13 protein-coding genes are annotated in these 14,609 nt (G+C 61.2%); 2 read left to right on the forward strand and 11 right to left on the reverse strand.

All coding sequences use genetic code 11. The features are described 5' to 3' along the window. Positions 1–17: 17 nt before the first annotated feature. Positions 18–1,505: an NAD-dependent succinate-semialdehyde dehydrogenase gene (locus NKH19_RS03350; RefSeq protein WP_352981801.1), complete on the forward strand. Its 1,488-nt coding sequence runs from the start codon at positions 18–20 to the stop codon at positions 1,503–1,505. Further along, positions 1,502–2,335, forward strand: coding sequence for an alpha/beta hydrolase (locus NKH19_RS03355; protein ID WP_352981802.1), 834 nt, complete (start codon positions 1,502–1,504; stop codon positions 2,333–2,335). Before NKH19_RS03350 ends, NKH19_RS03355 begins: the two co-directional genes overlap by 4 nt. Before the next feature lie 70 nt (positions 2,336–2,405). Here the strand turns inward: NKH19_RS03355 and NKH19_RS03360 are convergent, their stop codons facing one another. The 11 genes from NKH19_RS03360 to NKH19_RS03410 all read right to left on the reverse strand — a co-directional run bounded on the left by NKH19_RS03360 (position 2,406) and on the right by NKH19_RS03410 (position 14,607). Then, positions 2,406–2,696: a TOBE domain-containing protein gene (locus NKH19_RS03360; protein WP_352981803.1), complete on the reverse strand. Its 291-nt coding sequence runs from the start codon at positions 2,694–2,696 to the stop codon at positions 2,406–2,408. A 300-nt stretch (positions 2,697–2,996) separates the two neighbouring features. Beyond that, entirely contained in the window at positions 2,997–4,310 is a 1,314-nt protein-coding gene (locus NKH19_RS03365) for an ABC transporter substrate-binding protein (RefSeq protein ID WP_352981879.1), read from the reverse strand. A 99-nt stretch (positions 4,311–4,409) separates the two neighbouring features. After that, a complete protein-coding gene (locus tag NKH19_RS03370) occupies positions 4,410–5,258 on the reverse strand; it encodes a carbohydrate ABC transporter permease (RefSeq protein WP_352981804.1) in 849 nt (282 codons plus the stop codon). After that, positions 5,255–6,178, reverse strand: a complete 924-nt coding sequence (locus NKH19_RS03375) for a carbohydrate ABC transporter permease (RefSeq protein WP_502910874.1) — start codon at positions 6,176–6,178, stop codon at positions 5,255–5,257. Before NKH19_RS03375 ends, NKH19_RS03370 begins: the two co-directional genes overlap by 4 nt. Positions 6,179–6,191: 13 nt before the next feature. Further along, positions 6,192–7,283, reverse strand: coding sequence for an ABC transporter ATP-binding protein (locus NKH19_RS03380; RefSeq protein WP_352981806.1), 1,092 nt, complete (start codon positions 7,281–7,283; stop codon positions 6,192–6,194). Between the two features lie 48 nt (positions 7,284–7,331). Then, positions 7,332–8,843 (reverse strand): arabinosylfuranosidase ArfA, encoded by a 1,512-nt coding sequence (gene arfA / locus NKH19_RS03385; protein WP_352981807.1) that lies wholly within the window; start codon positions 8,841–8,843, stop codon positions 7,332–7,334. A gap of 181 nt (positions 8,844–9,024) precedes the next feature. Then, a complete protein-coding gene (locus NKH19_RS03390) occupies positions 9,025–9,951 on the reverse strand; it encodes an ArsR/SmtB family transcription factor (RefSeq protein ID WP_352981808.1) in 927 nt (308 codons plus the stop codon). A 226-nt stretch (positions 9,952–10,177) separates the two neighbouring features. Further along, positions 10,178–11,014 carry an SMP-30/gluconolactonase/LRE family protein gene (locus tag NKH19_RS03395; protein WP_352981809.1) on the reverse strand — a complete coding sequence of 279 codons (837 nt, stop codon included), beginning with the start codon at positions 11,012–11,014 and terminating at the stop codon, positions 10,178–10,180. 7 nt (positions 11,015–11,021) lie between these two features. Further along, positions 11,022–12,791 (reverse strand): CoA-transferase, encoded by a 1,770-nt coding sequence (locus tag NKH19_RS03400; RefSeq protein WP_352981810.1) that lies wholly within the window; start codon positions 12,789–12,791, stop codon positions 11,022–11,024. Positions 12,792–12,805: 14 nt separating this feature from the next. Continuing rightward, the gene (locus NKH19_RS03405; RefSeq protein WP_352981811.1) at positions 12,806–13,822 is read right to left on the reverse strand and encodes an aldose epimerase family protein; all 1,017 of its coding nucleotides are present in this window, start codon (positions 13,820–13,822) and stop codon (positions 12,806–12,808) included. Then, positions 13,819–14,607, reverse strand: coding sequence for an enoyl-CoA hydratase/isomerase family protein (locus NKH19_RS03410; RefSeq protein ID WP_352981812.1), 789 nt, complete (start codon positions 14,605–14,607; stop codon positions 13,819–13,821). The genes NKH19_RS03405 and NKH19_RS03410 overlap by 4 nt, the downstream gene beginning before the upstream one ends. Between the last annotated feature and the right edge of the window lie 2 nt (positions 14,608–14,609).

A 14,609-nucleotide genomic window follows, 5' to 3' on the forward strand; every position in this document is an offset into this window, starting at 1 on the left:
GACCAGGAGCTGATCCAATGAACATTGCCGCAGGCATATCCGACGAGGATCAAGATATGTTCGATTACGCCACGTTCTCGCACGGTCTCTACATTGGCGGGCGTTGGCGGCCCTCGTCGGAGGGCCGTGTGATCGAAGTGATCGATCCATCGACCGAGGCCGTGATCGCCGCGGTTCCCGATGCCACGCTCGCCGACGCGGCCTCCGCCGTCGACGCGGCCGCGAAGGCAGCGGCCGGCTGGCGGACAACGTCCCCCCGAAAGCGTTCCGAAATCCTCCGACGCTGCTTCGAACTGATAACCGAACGGGCGGAGACGTTGGCTGCGCTGATCTCGCTGGAGAACGGCAAGGCGCTGCGCGATGCGCGCGGTGAAGTCGCCTACGCCGCGGAGTTTTTTCGCTGGAACGCCGAGGAGGCGGTCCGCATCAGCGGCGAGTTCGGCCTTGCGCCCTCGGGCGCGAACCGGATCATTGTCGACTACGAGCCTGTCGGCATTTGCGTGCTCATCACGCCATGGAATTTCCCGGCCGCCATGGCGACACGCAAAATCGCGCCGGCGCTTGCGGCCGGCTGCACGGTGATCCTTAAGCCCGCCAGCGAGACACCGCTGACGGCCTACGCGCTTGCAGCGCTCTACGAGGAAGCCGGCGTACCGCCCGGCGTCGTGAACGTGCTGACGACCTCGACCCCCGGACCGGTGACGGCGGCGATGCTGGCCGATCCACGAGTACGAAAACTGTCATTCACCGGCTCGACCGGCATCGGCCGCGTGCTCCTTGCCGAGGCCGCAAAACACGTCGTCTCCTGTTCCATGGAGCTTGGCGGCAACGCACCGTTCATTGTCTTCGACGACGCCGACCTCGAAGCAGCGCTCGACGGTGCGATGGTAGCCAAGATGCGCAACGCCGGCGAAGCCTGCACCGCCGCCAATCGGCTTTACGTGCAGGCCGGCATCCATGATGCCTTCACCGATGGGTTGAGCAAGCGCATGGCCGCCCTCGCCATAGGCCCTGGCACACACTCGGAAACCGAATGCGGCCCGATGATCACCAGGAAGGCCGTGAACAAGATCGACCGGCTCGTCCAGGACGCGGTTGCCCGTGGCGCCAAGGTTCTGTGCGGAGGGGCGATCGCCGAAGGCAAAGGGTACTTTTACCCGCCGACGGTGCTTCGCGACGTGTCCGCTGACGCCGCAATGGTACATGAAGAGATATTCGGTCCGGTGGCTCCGATCATGCGCTTCGACAGCGAGGCGGATGCCATCGCAAAGGCCAACGACACCGAATACGGTCTGGCGGCCTACATCTACACGCGTGACCTGGCCAAAGGGATGCGTGTGGCATCGAAGATCGAGTCGGGCATGATCGCCCTGAACCGCGGCCTGATGTCGGATCCGGCGGCTCCTTTTGGCGGGGTCAAGCACAGCGGGCTGGGCCGCGAAGGCGGCCAGAAGCACGGCGTTGCCGAGTTCATGGAGGCGAAATACATCGCCGTGACCCTGTGAGCGGACATCACGCCAAAGATCCGTTTCGCATTCGCGATCATGTGGTCGAGTTCGACGACATCGTCGCCGACATCGTTCACAGAAGCGAGAATACCAGGGCGGAGGTTCCAATGGTCGCCGATGTCGCCTACGGCGCCGACGCCACCGAGACTGTCGATCTGTTCTTTCCGGAAGGCAAGCGAGACCGCCTGCCGGTGCACATGTTTGTCCATGGCGGCTACTGGAGAATGTTCTCCAAGCGCGATTACTCATACGTCGCGACGACGATCACCAAGGCCGGGGGCATTGCCGTGATCCTCGATTATGCTTTGATGCCCAAGGTCAGAATGGCGACGATCGTCGACCAGGTGCGCCGCGCCAAGCAGTGGGTTATGGCCAACATCGCCGACCATGGCGGGAACCCGGCAGAGCTGACCGTCAGTGGTCATTCGGCTGGAGCCCATCTTGCAACGTTTCTGTTCAACGGCGAGCACACCCCCTCGAATGTGAGAGCCGCCCTTCTGCTCGGTGGGCTCTACGATTTGAAACCGCTCCAGGATTCCTTTCTCGCCAACGAGATTGGCATCACCGACGAGGAAGTCGCCACGTTTACACCGCTCACCTACCGCCATGATGCTCAAACCAAGGCAACGATCTTGGTCGGTGCCAATGAGACGCCGCCTTTCCATCATCAAGCCGATCGGTTCAAAGCGTGGTTGCTGCGGCACGGCTCGCCGTTAACGTCGCTCGTTCTTGCGAACCGCAACCACATGGACAGCGTCCGAGATCTAGGCGTGCCAGGAACCCAGGCTGGCGATTGCCTGGCGGAACTGATTGCAAACAACCGCTGAGCTATCTGCCGACATGTCGGCGTGACCATCGCGGAACCCTGTGCCACTCCGCTGTCTCTCGGCGTCCGCCTCAAATGTCGATGCGCCGTTCGCTGCCAGGATCGAACAGGTTGACGCTCGCCGGATCGACGGCAAGGAATATTGGCTCTTCTCGCCGGCCTGCAAACCGCGGTGGCAGGCGCGCGATGATCGACTGCTCGCCAACCTGCACCGTCACCATGGTTTCAGGCCCGGTAGGCTCCACCACATCGATGATCCCCGTGACCGAAGCTTCATCGCGCGCAACTGCCTTTAATTCTTCAGGCCTTATGCCCAGGATCACCGGGCGGTCGAAATCGACCTGCCGCTTGCCGGCCGGCATTGCGATCGGCCACGTCACGACCGCCTTCGAGAATCTGAAGCACATCATCCAGCGGCACGAGAATGCCGTCGTCTGGGGACGCTAGCCAGCATTCGCGGCAATTCTCTCATTTCGCGCGGGGCGGACGAATTCCTGCTCTTGCCAACAGGGAATTATTTGGCGACCAGCAGGGAAGTGCTGGATAGAGCAGTCAACGTTTGACCATCTTGGACAAAAAGCAGTGCTGCTTCCATTTGGCAAAAAGCCCCGCGACTGTCTCCAGTCGCGGGGCGTTGGGAGAGTTCTCTGGGAACCCTGTGGTCAAATGTTGGCGAGCAACTCGTTGACGCGGCTTTCCATGTCGGCAAGCGCGGCATCGACGTCCTTCTGGCCAGTGATCGCAGCGCTCATCTCTTCGCCGACAATGTCCTGGATCGCAAACTGACGCTGCACCGCTGACGGCAGCGGCCTGCCTAGATCGGCGACAGCGGCGATCGTGTTGCGATGCGGCAGCGCCTTGAAGGCGTCCGAGGTGATGATGGCCTTGTATGCCGGCAGGTGGCCGGTGCGCGACCATTCGAAATCGTTGTCGGCGAAGAACTTCAGGAACTTGCCGATGGCCGCGGTCTGTTCAGGCGTGCGGTCCTTCTGCGAGACTGCCCAGGTGTGGCCATCGGCATATTGCGCATGGGCGCCGCCAAAAAGCTGCGGATAAGGGTAAACCGCGTAGCCGCCCTTGTTGAGCGCCGTGCCCTTGGTTTCGGACTGGGCGTTGTTGTCGCCGACGACCCATGTGCCGTTGAGCTGAACGCCACCGTCACCGGCAAGAAAAGCGTTGATCGCGCCGCCGTAATCGAGATCCTTGGTGGTGTAGCCCTTGTCGAAGATCGCCTTGTACATCTCGACGACCTTCTTGGCTTCCGGCGTATTCAGCTTCACATGCTTCGGATCGGCAAAGAAGTCGGAATCCTGTTGAAAGAGATAGGTGTAGAGATTGCGCGTGTAGAGTGCCGTCTCATTGGCCAGGTTCTGAACGAAGTAGGGCTTGCCGGTCTTCTGCTTGAACTGTTCGGCCTGGGCGAGCAATTCCTCGGGCGACTTCGGAAGCATCGGCGTGCCGTCGGCATTGACGAGGCCGGCCTGTTTGAAGAGATCCATGTTGATGTGATAGAGCATCGTCCAGCTGTCGATCGGCAGGCCGTAGATCTTGCCATCTTTGGTGGCGCCGTTGCGCGCTGCATCCGTGAAGGCTTCAGGTGTGACGCCGACGGACTTCAAGAGATCGTCGAGCGGCATCAGCAGCCCCTTGGACTGGTAGTCCGACAGCGCGGATTCATGGATGGTGACGATGTCCGGAGCATCACCCGAAGCGAATTGCGCGGTCAGCTGATCGTAGCCCGGCCATTCCACGGTGCTGACGCTGACATGCACGTCGGGATTGTCGGCGTTGAACTTGTTGATCAGCGAGGTGATGATGCCGCATTCACCAACAGCCTTGGTGACATCGGTGTTGGTGCCGAAATCGGCATCGCAGGCACCGAAAAAGCGCTGTACCGTCAGCTCCGTTGCTGCAAAGCCTGGGCTTGCGAGCATCATTACCCCCGCGGAGACCGCGGCAAACAGTATTTTCTTCATTTTCATGTCAGTTCCTCCTACTGAGTTTCCGCCACTCCACACTGGATTGGCGTCATGCTTTCCATCGCTGCGGCGCACTCCCCCGCCCTGCAATTTGCGTTATCGGACCGCCGCGCCAGAGACGGCGGTGACGATGTATTTCTGGAAAAAGAGGTAGACGATCAGGATCGGCGCGCCGGCGAACACCGCCTGCGCCATCAGGAAGCCGATGCCTTCGGACTGGGCGAAATTGGTCTGTGTCGAGGCCATGCCGACGGTCAGCGTGTACATGTCCTTCCTGGTTGCCGAGATCAGCGGCCACAAATAGTCGTTCCAGGCGCCGAGGAAGGTGAAGATGCCGAGGGTTGCCTGTGCCGGCACCGTGAGTGGCAGAAGCACCTTCCAGAAGGTCCGGAACCGGCTGGCATTGTCCAGCATGGCGGCTTCGTCCAGCTCCTTCGGGATGGCCTTGAAATATTGGGTCATCAGGAAGACGCCGAACGAAGCCGACAGGCCGGGGAGAATGAGCCCGTGATAGGTGTTGTGGAACTTCAACATGCTGAAGATCTGGTGGCGGGCGACGAGCACGGCCTGTTCCGGCACCGCCAGACCGAAGAGCACGATCACGAACAGGATGTTTTTGCCGGGGAAATTCAGACGTGCAAACCCGTAGCCGGCGAGCGACGACAGGATCAGCGTACCGAGTGTCAGCCCGCCCGAGACGATGATGCTGTTGAGCACCCAGAGAAATACCGAAGAGGTGCCGATGGTGTTGATGTAGTTCTTGAGCGTGTAGGGTGCGCGAAAAACCGAATTCGGATCGGCCATCAGCTCGGCATTTTCCTTGAGCGACAGGCCGATGACCCACAGAACCGGCGCGATCATGGCGATCGAAAGCAGGATGACGAGGGCCAGCAACACGCGGTCGCCAAATGCGCGTCCTCTGATGGAACTGGCTGGCGAGCTCATGCCTGATCCGCCTTGTTGCGTGCGACGAGGTACTGGGCCATGGCCGCGATCAGGATAAGAATGAACAGAATTTCCGATGCCGCGGCGCCCATGCCCAGATCCCAACGACGGAATGCGGTGTCATAGATGTAGAGCACGATCGGCTTGGTGAGATTGTTCGGGCCGCCGCGCGTCATCAGCCAAGCCTGGCCGAACAGCTGAAATTGCAGCACGATCTGGATAATGATCACCAGGATGAAAGTGCGTTTGATCGACGGCAGCGTAATCGAGCGCAGCGTCTGCCAGCGATTGGCATTGTCCAGGGCTGCGGCTTCGTAAATATCCTGCGGAATCTGCTGCAGGGCCGAGAGAAACAGCATCATCGGCAAGCCGATGCACCACCAGACAGTGGCAATGGCGATACCGATCATCGCGAGGCTGGGGTCGGAAATGAAAGCCGGGGCGGTTGCGCCGAACCATCCGTAGATCGTCGACAGAAGGCCAACATTCGGAATGAACACGATGCGCCAGATCAGTGTGACGATTGTGACCGACAGCACCGAGGACGAAAAGAAGAGGGTCCGCAGCACAGCGGCGGTACGCGTGCGGCGGTTGAGGCAAAGCGCGAGAAAAAGGCCGATCAGCGCCAGCGTCGGCACTGTCAGAAGCACGAAGTAGAAGGTGTTCCAGACCGATTGCAGGAAGACCTTGTCGTGAAACAGCCTGACATAATTGCCGAGACCGACAAAATTTCCGGACGAGAACGTGTCGGCCTTGTGGAAGCTCAGCCACATTCCCCAGAGGAGCGGAAAGATGAGCAGCGTCGTGAAGAAGAACAGGAACGGCGCGACGAAAACGAAGTTTCGCCATTGCGGCGCATAGATATCGACGCTTGGAGCCCTGACGCTCACGGCCGGCGTCGCGGTCCGCGGCATCGTCATCCGGTCGGCCATATCAAGCCTCCCTCGCGTGCCAGGCGCGGCCGGCCGCGTTGAACAGATGCGACTTCTGGCCGTCGAAGGCGAGCCCTACCTTGTGGCCGACAGCGACGCGGCTGTTGCCGACATCCGAGCCGACGATCTGCTGGCCATCGCCGAGACTAATGTAGATCAAGGTGCGCTCGCCAAGCCGCTCGAGCACATCGACCACGCCATCGGCATTGCCCTGTCCGGCAGGAACGATGCGGACATCTTCCGAACGGATGCCGAAGCTATACTTGTCGTCGGTCAACAGGTCGGAAGAAATCGCGGTCCGAACCGATATACCGTCCGAAAACTTGACCGTGGCGTTGCCACCCGATCTGTCGAGTATCGCCTCGACAAAATTCATCGCCGGTGCGCCGACGAAGCCGGCAACGAATCTGGTCGCGGGGCGCTCGTAGATTTCCATAGGAGAGCCGATCTGCTCGATCCTGCGATTGTTCATGACGACGATGCGGTCGGCGAGCGTCATAGCCTCGACCTGATCGTGGGTGACGAAGATCATCGTCGATTGCAGGCGCTGGTGAAGCTGGGCAAGTTCGAGGCGGGTGCGGGTGCGCAGGGCCGCATCGAGATTGGAGAGCGGCTCGTCGAACAGGAAGGCCTTCGGCTCTTTCACGATCGCACGGCCGATGGCGACACGCTGGCGCTGGCCGCCCGAGAGCTGGCCCGGTTTGCGTTCGAGCAAATGCGGCATTTCGAGGATGCGGGCGGCTTCGTTGATCCGCGCGTCAATGACCTCGCGCGACATGCCGATATTCCCAAGCCCGAAGGCCATGTTGTCGCGTACGGTCATATGCGGATAGAGCGCATACGACTGGAACACCATGGCAATGCCGCGCTTGCCCGGCGGCAGGTGATCGATGCGCTCCTTGTTGATGGCGATTTCGCCGCTATCAACAGTTTCGAGGCCTGCGATCATTCGCAAAAGCGTCGATTTCCCGCATCCGGATGGACCGAGAAACACGATGAATTCGCGTGCCTTGATGGAGAGCGACAGATCCTCCAGCACCGACATGGCACCGAAGTGCTTGCTCACATTCCTGATTTCGATATCGGCCGTCACTTCGACGCTCCTCCTCAGCGCATGCACTTTCCGACAACACGCCCGAGGTCAGAGCTTCAGGCGTATCATCTGGTAGGAATAGGCCGGCAGCGACAGGCTCAATCTGCCGTCAGTCACCCAGGCGCCCACTCCCTTCCTGGGGCCTACATTGCCGGGATTCCCGGCTGAATTGACGGCTTTCAGATCCGCGTGCGTCATCAACTGGTGATCAACGATGTCAGCCGCGCCGAAACCGGTGATGTCGATCACGGTTTCGATCGCCTCGCTCGAATGGCGGTTGACGGCGAAGAAGGTGACATGGCCGGTTTTGGTGTCGTGCACGCCGGCCACATCGACATAGGAAACGTCGCCAGCGACGGTGGACTTGTAGGTCGGGCATTCCACCTTGAGATCCAGCGCATTGCCGCGGCCGTAGATCGAAGCATAGAGATAGGGATAGTAGATCGTCTGGCGCCATGCCGGGCCGTTGGGAACGGTCATGATCGGTGCGATGACGTTGACCAGTTGCGCCAAGCAGGCGATCTTGACCACATCGGAACGACGGATGAAGGTGTTGAGGATCAAGCCGACCTGCAGCACGTCCTCGAAATTGTAGATGTCCTCGAGCAGCGGCGGGGCGAAGGGCCAGCCGTCATTGCCGCCGAGGATCTTCTTGTCCTGCTCCTTGGAATGGTACCAGACGTTCCATTCGTCGAACGAGATGTAGACCTGCTTGCTGGAGCGCTTCTTGGCCTTGATGTAGTCGATGACGCCGGCGACCGAGGCGATGTAGTCGTCGAGCTTCTCGCTCATGGCGAGATAGTTCGGCGCGTCATTGGCTTCGTTGTCGAAATACATGTGCAGCGAGATGTAGTCGACCTCGTTGTAGGTGTGGTCGAGAACGGTCGCTTCCCACTCGGGATAGGTCGGCATCTTGGCATTCGAAGAACCGCAGACCACCAGTTCGAGCGACTTGGAAAAGGCGCGCATGGCCTTGGCGGTCTCATGGGCCAGGCGGCCGTACTCATCGGCGGTCTTGTGGCCGATCTGCCAGGGGCCGTCCATTTCGTTGCCGAGGCACCACAGCTTGACGTCGAAGGGCTCCTTGCGGCCGTTGGCGATACGCTTGTCGCTCCACTCACTTCCACCTGGATGATTGGTGTATTCGAGAAAGTTGCGGGCTTCATCGAGGCCACGCGAGCCGAGATTGACGGCAAGCATCATCTCGGTGTTGGCGGATGCGCACCAGTTGGCAAATTCATGCAGGCCGACTTCGTTGCTTTCCGACGTATGCCAGGCGAGGTCGAGGCGCACCGGGCGTTCTCCCTTGGGGCCGACACCGTCCTCCCAATTGTAAGCGGACACAAAATTGCCGCCGGGATAGCGGACGATCGGAACGTTGAGTTCCCTGACCAGATCGATAACGTCTTGACGCATGCCATTGGCATCCGCTGTCGGGTGGCCCGGCTCATAGATGCCGGTGTAAACTGCCCGCCCCAGATGCTCGATAAAGGATCCATACAGCCTCGGATCGATTTCCGAGACAACATAACGCGGATGCGCCGTAACGGCTGCCTGCATGCATTCCTCCCACAATATCACAAATGATGATTTAAATCACCTTACCCGATATCAAAGGCGACTTGGCAGCCTTCGTCAAGTCAAAATAGCCAAAAGTCTGACAATTGAACGATGATTCCGGCTATAAGTGATTTCATATGATTGAAATTGCTGAGTTATTTTAAAACCCGGTTTGATGATATCAACCGGTTTTGATCCTAAGCAGGATGTCCTGGTCGTAATTTCCAAACCCCTTGCCAAAAATATTGATCCCACCGGGACGCTTGGCGTCGTCCTTGACGCCAATACGGACGCGGATTGAATGATGGCTCTTGAGGTCGAGCGCGGAGAGGCTGGTTTCGGAAATCCTGAGGCCATCGACATAGGTGCCGTCTGTGGAAATTCGCCAGTTCTTCAGCTTGCCATATTGCGAGCCCTTGAGCTTCCACCAGGAGGGCGTGAAAACGCCACGCTTGTCGCCGAAATCGCCGGGTGACGTCCAGGTGCCGACATCGACGCCATTGATGGTCAACGTGATGTCGGAGGGCCAGTCGGCGCTGGTGCCCGGCACCTCCGAGGACAGTTCCATTGCCACTTCGAGTTCGGTGATCTCGGCGTTAGCGAGCTTGGCATTGTTGGGGAACTGATATTCGACAAAGCCGCGCGTGAACCACAGCAGCCCGGCTTTCATACGGTCCGGATCGAGGAACGTGTTCGGCACATCGAGCAGACCGATGATGCCATCCGGAGAACACAGGCCGCAGGGCGCCGTGACCTCGAAACCGCTGTAAAGCCCGATCGGCATCGACACTTCGATCGCGTTGTTCCTGACCGCGCGATATTCGCTCTTGAATACCACGAGCACTTCCTCGGCGGTCGGATAACAGATCTTCTGGCTGCCTTTCTTCGCCTTCTGGTTCTCGGTGCGGATCAGGCCAGCATCCTCGAGCACCTGGATATTGGTCGAGACCGTCGATTGCGGCAGCGACAGCACGGCGGCGATGTCATTGACATTCATCGGCCCCTTCTCATGCAGCAATTTCAGCATGGAGATGCGTGCCAAAGAGGCCAGCCCCTTGAGGACGGCAATGTCCTTCTCGGGTTCGATCACAAGAAAATTGCGACTCATGAATTTGCCAGCCCTGTGCGAAATCTATATCCGAAATCACCTTGTATATCGGGATAATTGATTTAATCAATGCGCTGGCCGGCTCCATTTCTGCTCAAACCGCGGAGGAGGGCTGACCAACATGCCGAGCCGCACGTGGAGACCGCGCGGTACTGGCGACAATCCACCCACAAGGTCTGGTCGAATTTGCACATGTCACCACGAGCATTTGAAGCCGTGCGTCGGTTTATCGACCGACCAAGGTCAAATCGATCTCGGTAATGTGCCAGCGGCCGAGATTGGCGGTGTAGAGTTTGTTACCCTTGAACGCGATATTGGTGGGATGCGCGAGCGTCGTCGCGGCCGAATCCTCGATCAATGTCTCGAGTCCTCGGTCCTTGCGCCAGCAGTAGATCCGGCTGGGCTCATAGCATGAAATGAACAACGAGCCGTCCGGAGCGAAAGCTAGGCCATCCGGGACGTTATGCACGCCTTCGACAACGACCCGTCGCGGCCCAGCCGCACCGTCGGCAAGGATCGGCACGTAGCTGACACACGACGCATTGCTTTCCACCACATAAAGCCCGCTTCCCTCTGGCGCCATGGCCATGCCATTGGCGAAGGACATCGCCTCTCGGCACCACAGACGACCCTCGCCCGTCTTGAGATCATAGCGGAAGATGCCGGAGCGATTGTCCTCGCCAACGCTATCCGACACGTAAAGCCAGCCTCTCGCCTCGTCGACGATGGGATAATTCGGCACGCGGATGCCGGACGACGCGAAGCGCTCCATGCGCCCTGTCGCGGCATCCCATCGAAAGATCGCGGCGTGCTTCAGGTCACAGGCAAAACAGTTGCCGGCGCTGTCGAAGGCAATGCCCAGCAGAAAGCCATCCGTGCCGCCCATGCGTTCGACCGAGCCGCCGTCGGCGGCAAGCCGCAGGAGGTCACCGGTTTCGGTGCCGCACCAGATCGATCCGTCACAGTGGACGGCCAGGCCCTCCGGGTGCGCGACGCGAGGGCTGGTGAAGATCCCGTCGAAGAAAACGCGCGCGGCGGACATGTCGAGCAACGGCTTTACCATGGGGTCCTCAGCTTGCGATGTACGATCTCTGTGCGACGATGCAGCGCTCGACCATCGCGCGGTCGGCGGCGAGGATCTCGGCGATCAGCGCACCGCGCTCCTTGGCGCTGACAAATTCGAGGCGACGCAGGCCGAGCGGGTCGATGCGATTGCGCAGAACAGCGAGCGCATCGCTGGAAGGCAACGGGACCTCTCGGCAATCGGCGTCGAAGGTCACCGCAAACCCGGTGGCGTCGCGGATCTGCTGCTGCATGATGCCTGGCATGGTCTCGATGACGATCAATTCCCGGGATATCCGGTCGAGCCGGAAGACGCAGAGATCGGTGAACACCAGCGCCTTGCCGGTGCGATAGCCCATCGGCTCGCGCTCGGCCGGCATCAGCAGCCCGCGGGCGGAACTCGCGATCTCCACCTCGTCCACCAGCGACTGGACCGAATGACGTGGAATGTAGAGCAAATAGTCGCGGTGCATGTTGGCGACATCGGCCATGCCGCCTTGCCCTGGCAACCGGATCAGGCCGCCGCTCGGTTTGCGCAGCGCGATGGTGTTGACGCGGCCGCGTCGGTCGACCTGCGCCGCGCCAACGATCTCATGCGTCACGGCACCCGCCTGATAGTAGGTCGAGTAGGTGTCGTCGCCGCCGGCATGCGTCACCGCCGTCTCGCAATCCAGGCTTTCGATCAGCGACAAGATCATCGGGCTCGGCGCGATGTCGAGATGGCCGCAGCTCATCGTCGCGATGATCATGTCGGGCGCATGCGTTGCCTTGGCCAACCGGTAGGCGACGTTGGCCAGCGGCGAGACAGCGCCGGCACTGGCAAAGCTCTCATTGTCGAGTTCGGCGGCGATGCGGGCGGCAATGATCTCGTCGATGGATGCTTTCTCCTCACCATGTGCGAGCGCCGGCATTGCGAGGGCCGTTTTGGCGCGAACCTTCGCGGCCTTTTGCAGCGGCTTCGGCACGCCATCGGAGGGCAGCCGTAAACTATCCGCCAAGGGCGTTTCGCTGGCCGCCAATCCCTGCGCAAGCGCCTGATAATCGGTGACATAGAATGGCAGGCAGGACGCCGGCCAGGCGCCACCCGGCGCCAGCGCTATGGCCGAAACCTGGTTGCGGGTCAGCACGCTCTGGCGTCCGTCCTGCCGCAACGCCCCGACCGGGACGACCTCCTCGACCGTGACCAGCACCTTGCGCGCGGCACCCGCCATCGCGAAGTCCAATGCGCGCGGCCCAACGATTTGCACATTGCCGCTTTCATCCGCGCGCTGGGCGTGGACGACGAACGTATCGAGGCGCAGCGGCGGGATGAAACCGGTGTCGGTCCCGGCGATCGGATCAGGCCTGGCGCTCGCCCCCGGCACGCGCGCCAGCATGTCGGAACCCAAGGGCAGTTGAAACGGCATTGACGGCAGGTTCTGCTGCGCTGCCCGTAGCGCCTGGATCATGGCCAGCGCTGTCCAGTCGCGAACCGGTATCGCACCAGTTTCGGCGGCAGCGCGGAAACGCGGCGGCAGGCCGAAAATATCGAGACTGGAGAAGCAGAGGTCGATTTCCGCCACCGCATCCGCTTCGAGCAGCAGTTCGAGCGGCAAGCCGCCGGCCCAGCAGACGTAACGCAAATCCTTGACGCCCGAATGGGCGATCGCGCGCAGCAGTGCGATCGGCAACCGAGCGAAATGGTGACCGCCGACGCCAAGCGAGTGGCCTTGGCCGACCATCGCGGCCAGGCCTTCGACATCAGTGAAGCGCGGCCGGTTCGACTTGACCAGGGACATTGCGGCACGATCATTCACAGCGCGGACGCCTCGATGCGGTAGCGGGTCACGAACGGCTTTTCGGCTGAGAATTCCAGTGCCGTCGCAATGCCGGATTGGGCGATGGGGTTGTCAGCCAGCGCGGTCGCCGGGCCGAGCCCGAAGGCTGAGCAGATCGGCTCGATGCCGATGGCGACATGACGCCCATTCCAGGGAGCCGCCTTGCGGCCGCGATTGGAGTACCAGAGCAGAAGGCTCGGAAAATGCTCCGTCTGCCAGGAGAGCTCTACCCGGTAGCCGTCCTCGTGGTTGGCAAGCGCCGCCACACCGTCGACGCCCTCGATCTGCAGCAACTCCTCCGTGTCGGCGGCCAGAGGAAGCAGCGAGGCATCGATCGCACCCCCGCTGCGCGATGGCACGGCGCTCAGTTCGAAGAAGGTTTTGTTTCTTGCAAACAGCGCTGCGCCCGGTTCCACGTCGTGTGGATAGGTGCGGCCTTCATCGAAACCGCCGAGCTCGAGCGCGGCGGCGCCTGTCTCGAACGGCAGCCGGAATACCGGGTGCAGGCCGATCGGCAAGCGGCAGGCTTGGCGGACGGCGATCTTGAATTCAATGTCGATGGCCGGCGCCGATTGATCGGGCGTAATCGTCCGTTCAACACGCTCGACAGGACTGCCTTTGGGATAGTCCAGTACCAGCGACAGCGACCCGCTCTCGCTGTCGCGCCAAGCCCAGTCATGGTTGGAGCTGTGGCCATGGACTTCTTCGTCAAGCTCCGGCGGCCCCATCACGCGCGTCCAGCCCTCGGGCCATCCACCGGCAGGCACTGAATAGCCGAAGGGCACGCAGGGCCACTCGCCGCGCAACCGGCGCAGGATGCCCGGCAAGGCTTCCGCCCCCGGCTCGTGCGACCAGGGTGCGATGTGCATCGGCGAGATTTGCCGGCCGTCCGCCAGGAGGAACGTGATAGGCGCCAGCATCGCGCCGAGCCGCTGCACGGTCAGCGCGCCATGCGCCCAACCCAGCCCACGATAGTCATCATCGACGCTCACGGCCCGGCCTTCTTCACCTGCGCTCCGCTCTTGTCGGCAAACGCCTTGACGCGCTGCTGGCCGATCTCGCCTCGATAGAGGTCACCCAGCATGTCGCGCTCCATGGCGAGGCCATCGGCCAGATTGCCAGACTCGGCGTGCGCCGTCAGGGCCTTCAACCCTTCGATCGCCTCGGCCGGTTCGGCGGCGATCATCTGCGCCAGCTCCAGCGCGCGCGGCATCAGCCTGTCGACATCGACGACCTCGTTGACCAGGCCGGCAGCGATGAATTCGGAAGCCGGCACGATGGCACCGGTCATCAGCAGAAGGTTGGCACGGTTGCGGCCGAGCTTGGTGACGCTGCGTTGCGTGCCGCCACCGCCGGGAACCAGCCCCAGCTTGATCTCCGGCAGGCCGAGTTTCGCGAACTGGTTGGCGATCACGATGTCGCAGCACAGCACCAACTCCATGCCGCCGCCCAAGGCAAAGCCGTTGACCGCCGCGATCACCGGCTTGCTGTTGTTCTCGATCGCCGCGTACATGCGCATGCCGGCAGCCTGGAACGTGTCGAACTCGGCGGCCGTCTGCGCGGCGTATTCCTTGATATCGGCGCCGGCCATGAAGCCGCGACCTTCGCCGGTCACCACGATCGCACCTACACCCGCATCGCCTGACAGGGCCTCGAAGGCGTCGGTGATCTCGCCTTGCATCATCCGGTTCATGGCGTTGAGCTGGTCGGCGCGGCGGAAGGTGACGACCGCGACGCGCCCCAGGATTTCGACCGTGAGTGTCTGGTAGACGCGCATTG

It is taken from the genome of Mesorhizobium sp. M1338 (genome assembly GCF_040318045.1).
In the GTDB taxonomy this organism is placed as follows: Bacteria; Pseudomonadota; Alphaproteobacteria; order Rhizobiales; family Rhizobiaceae; genus Mesorhizobium.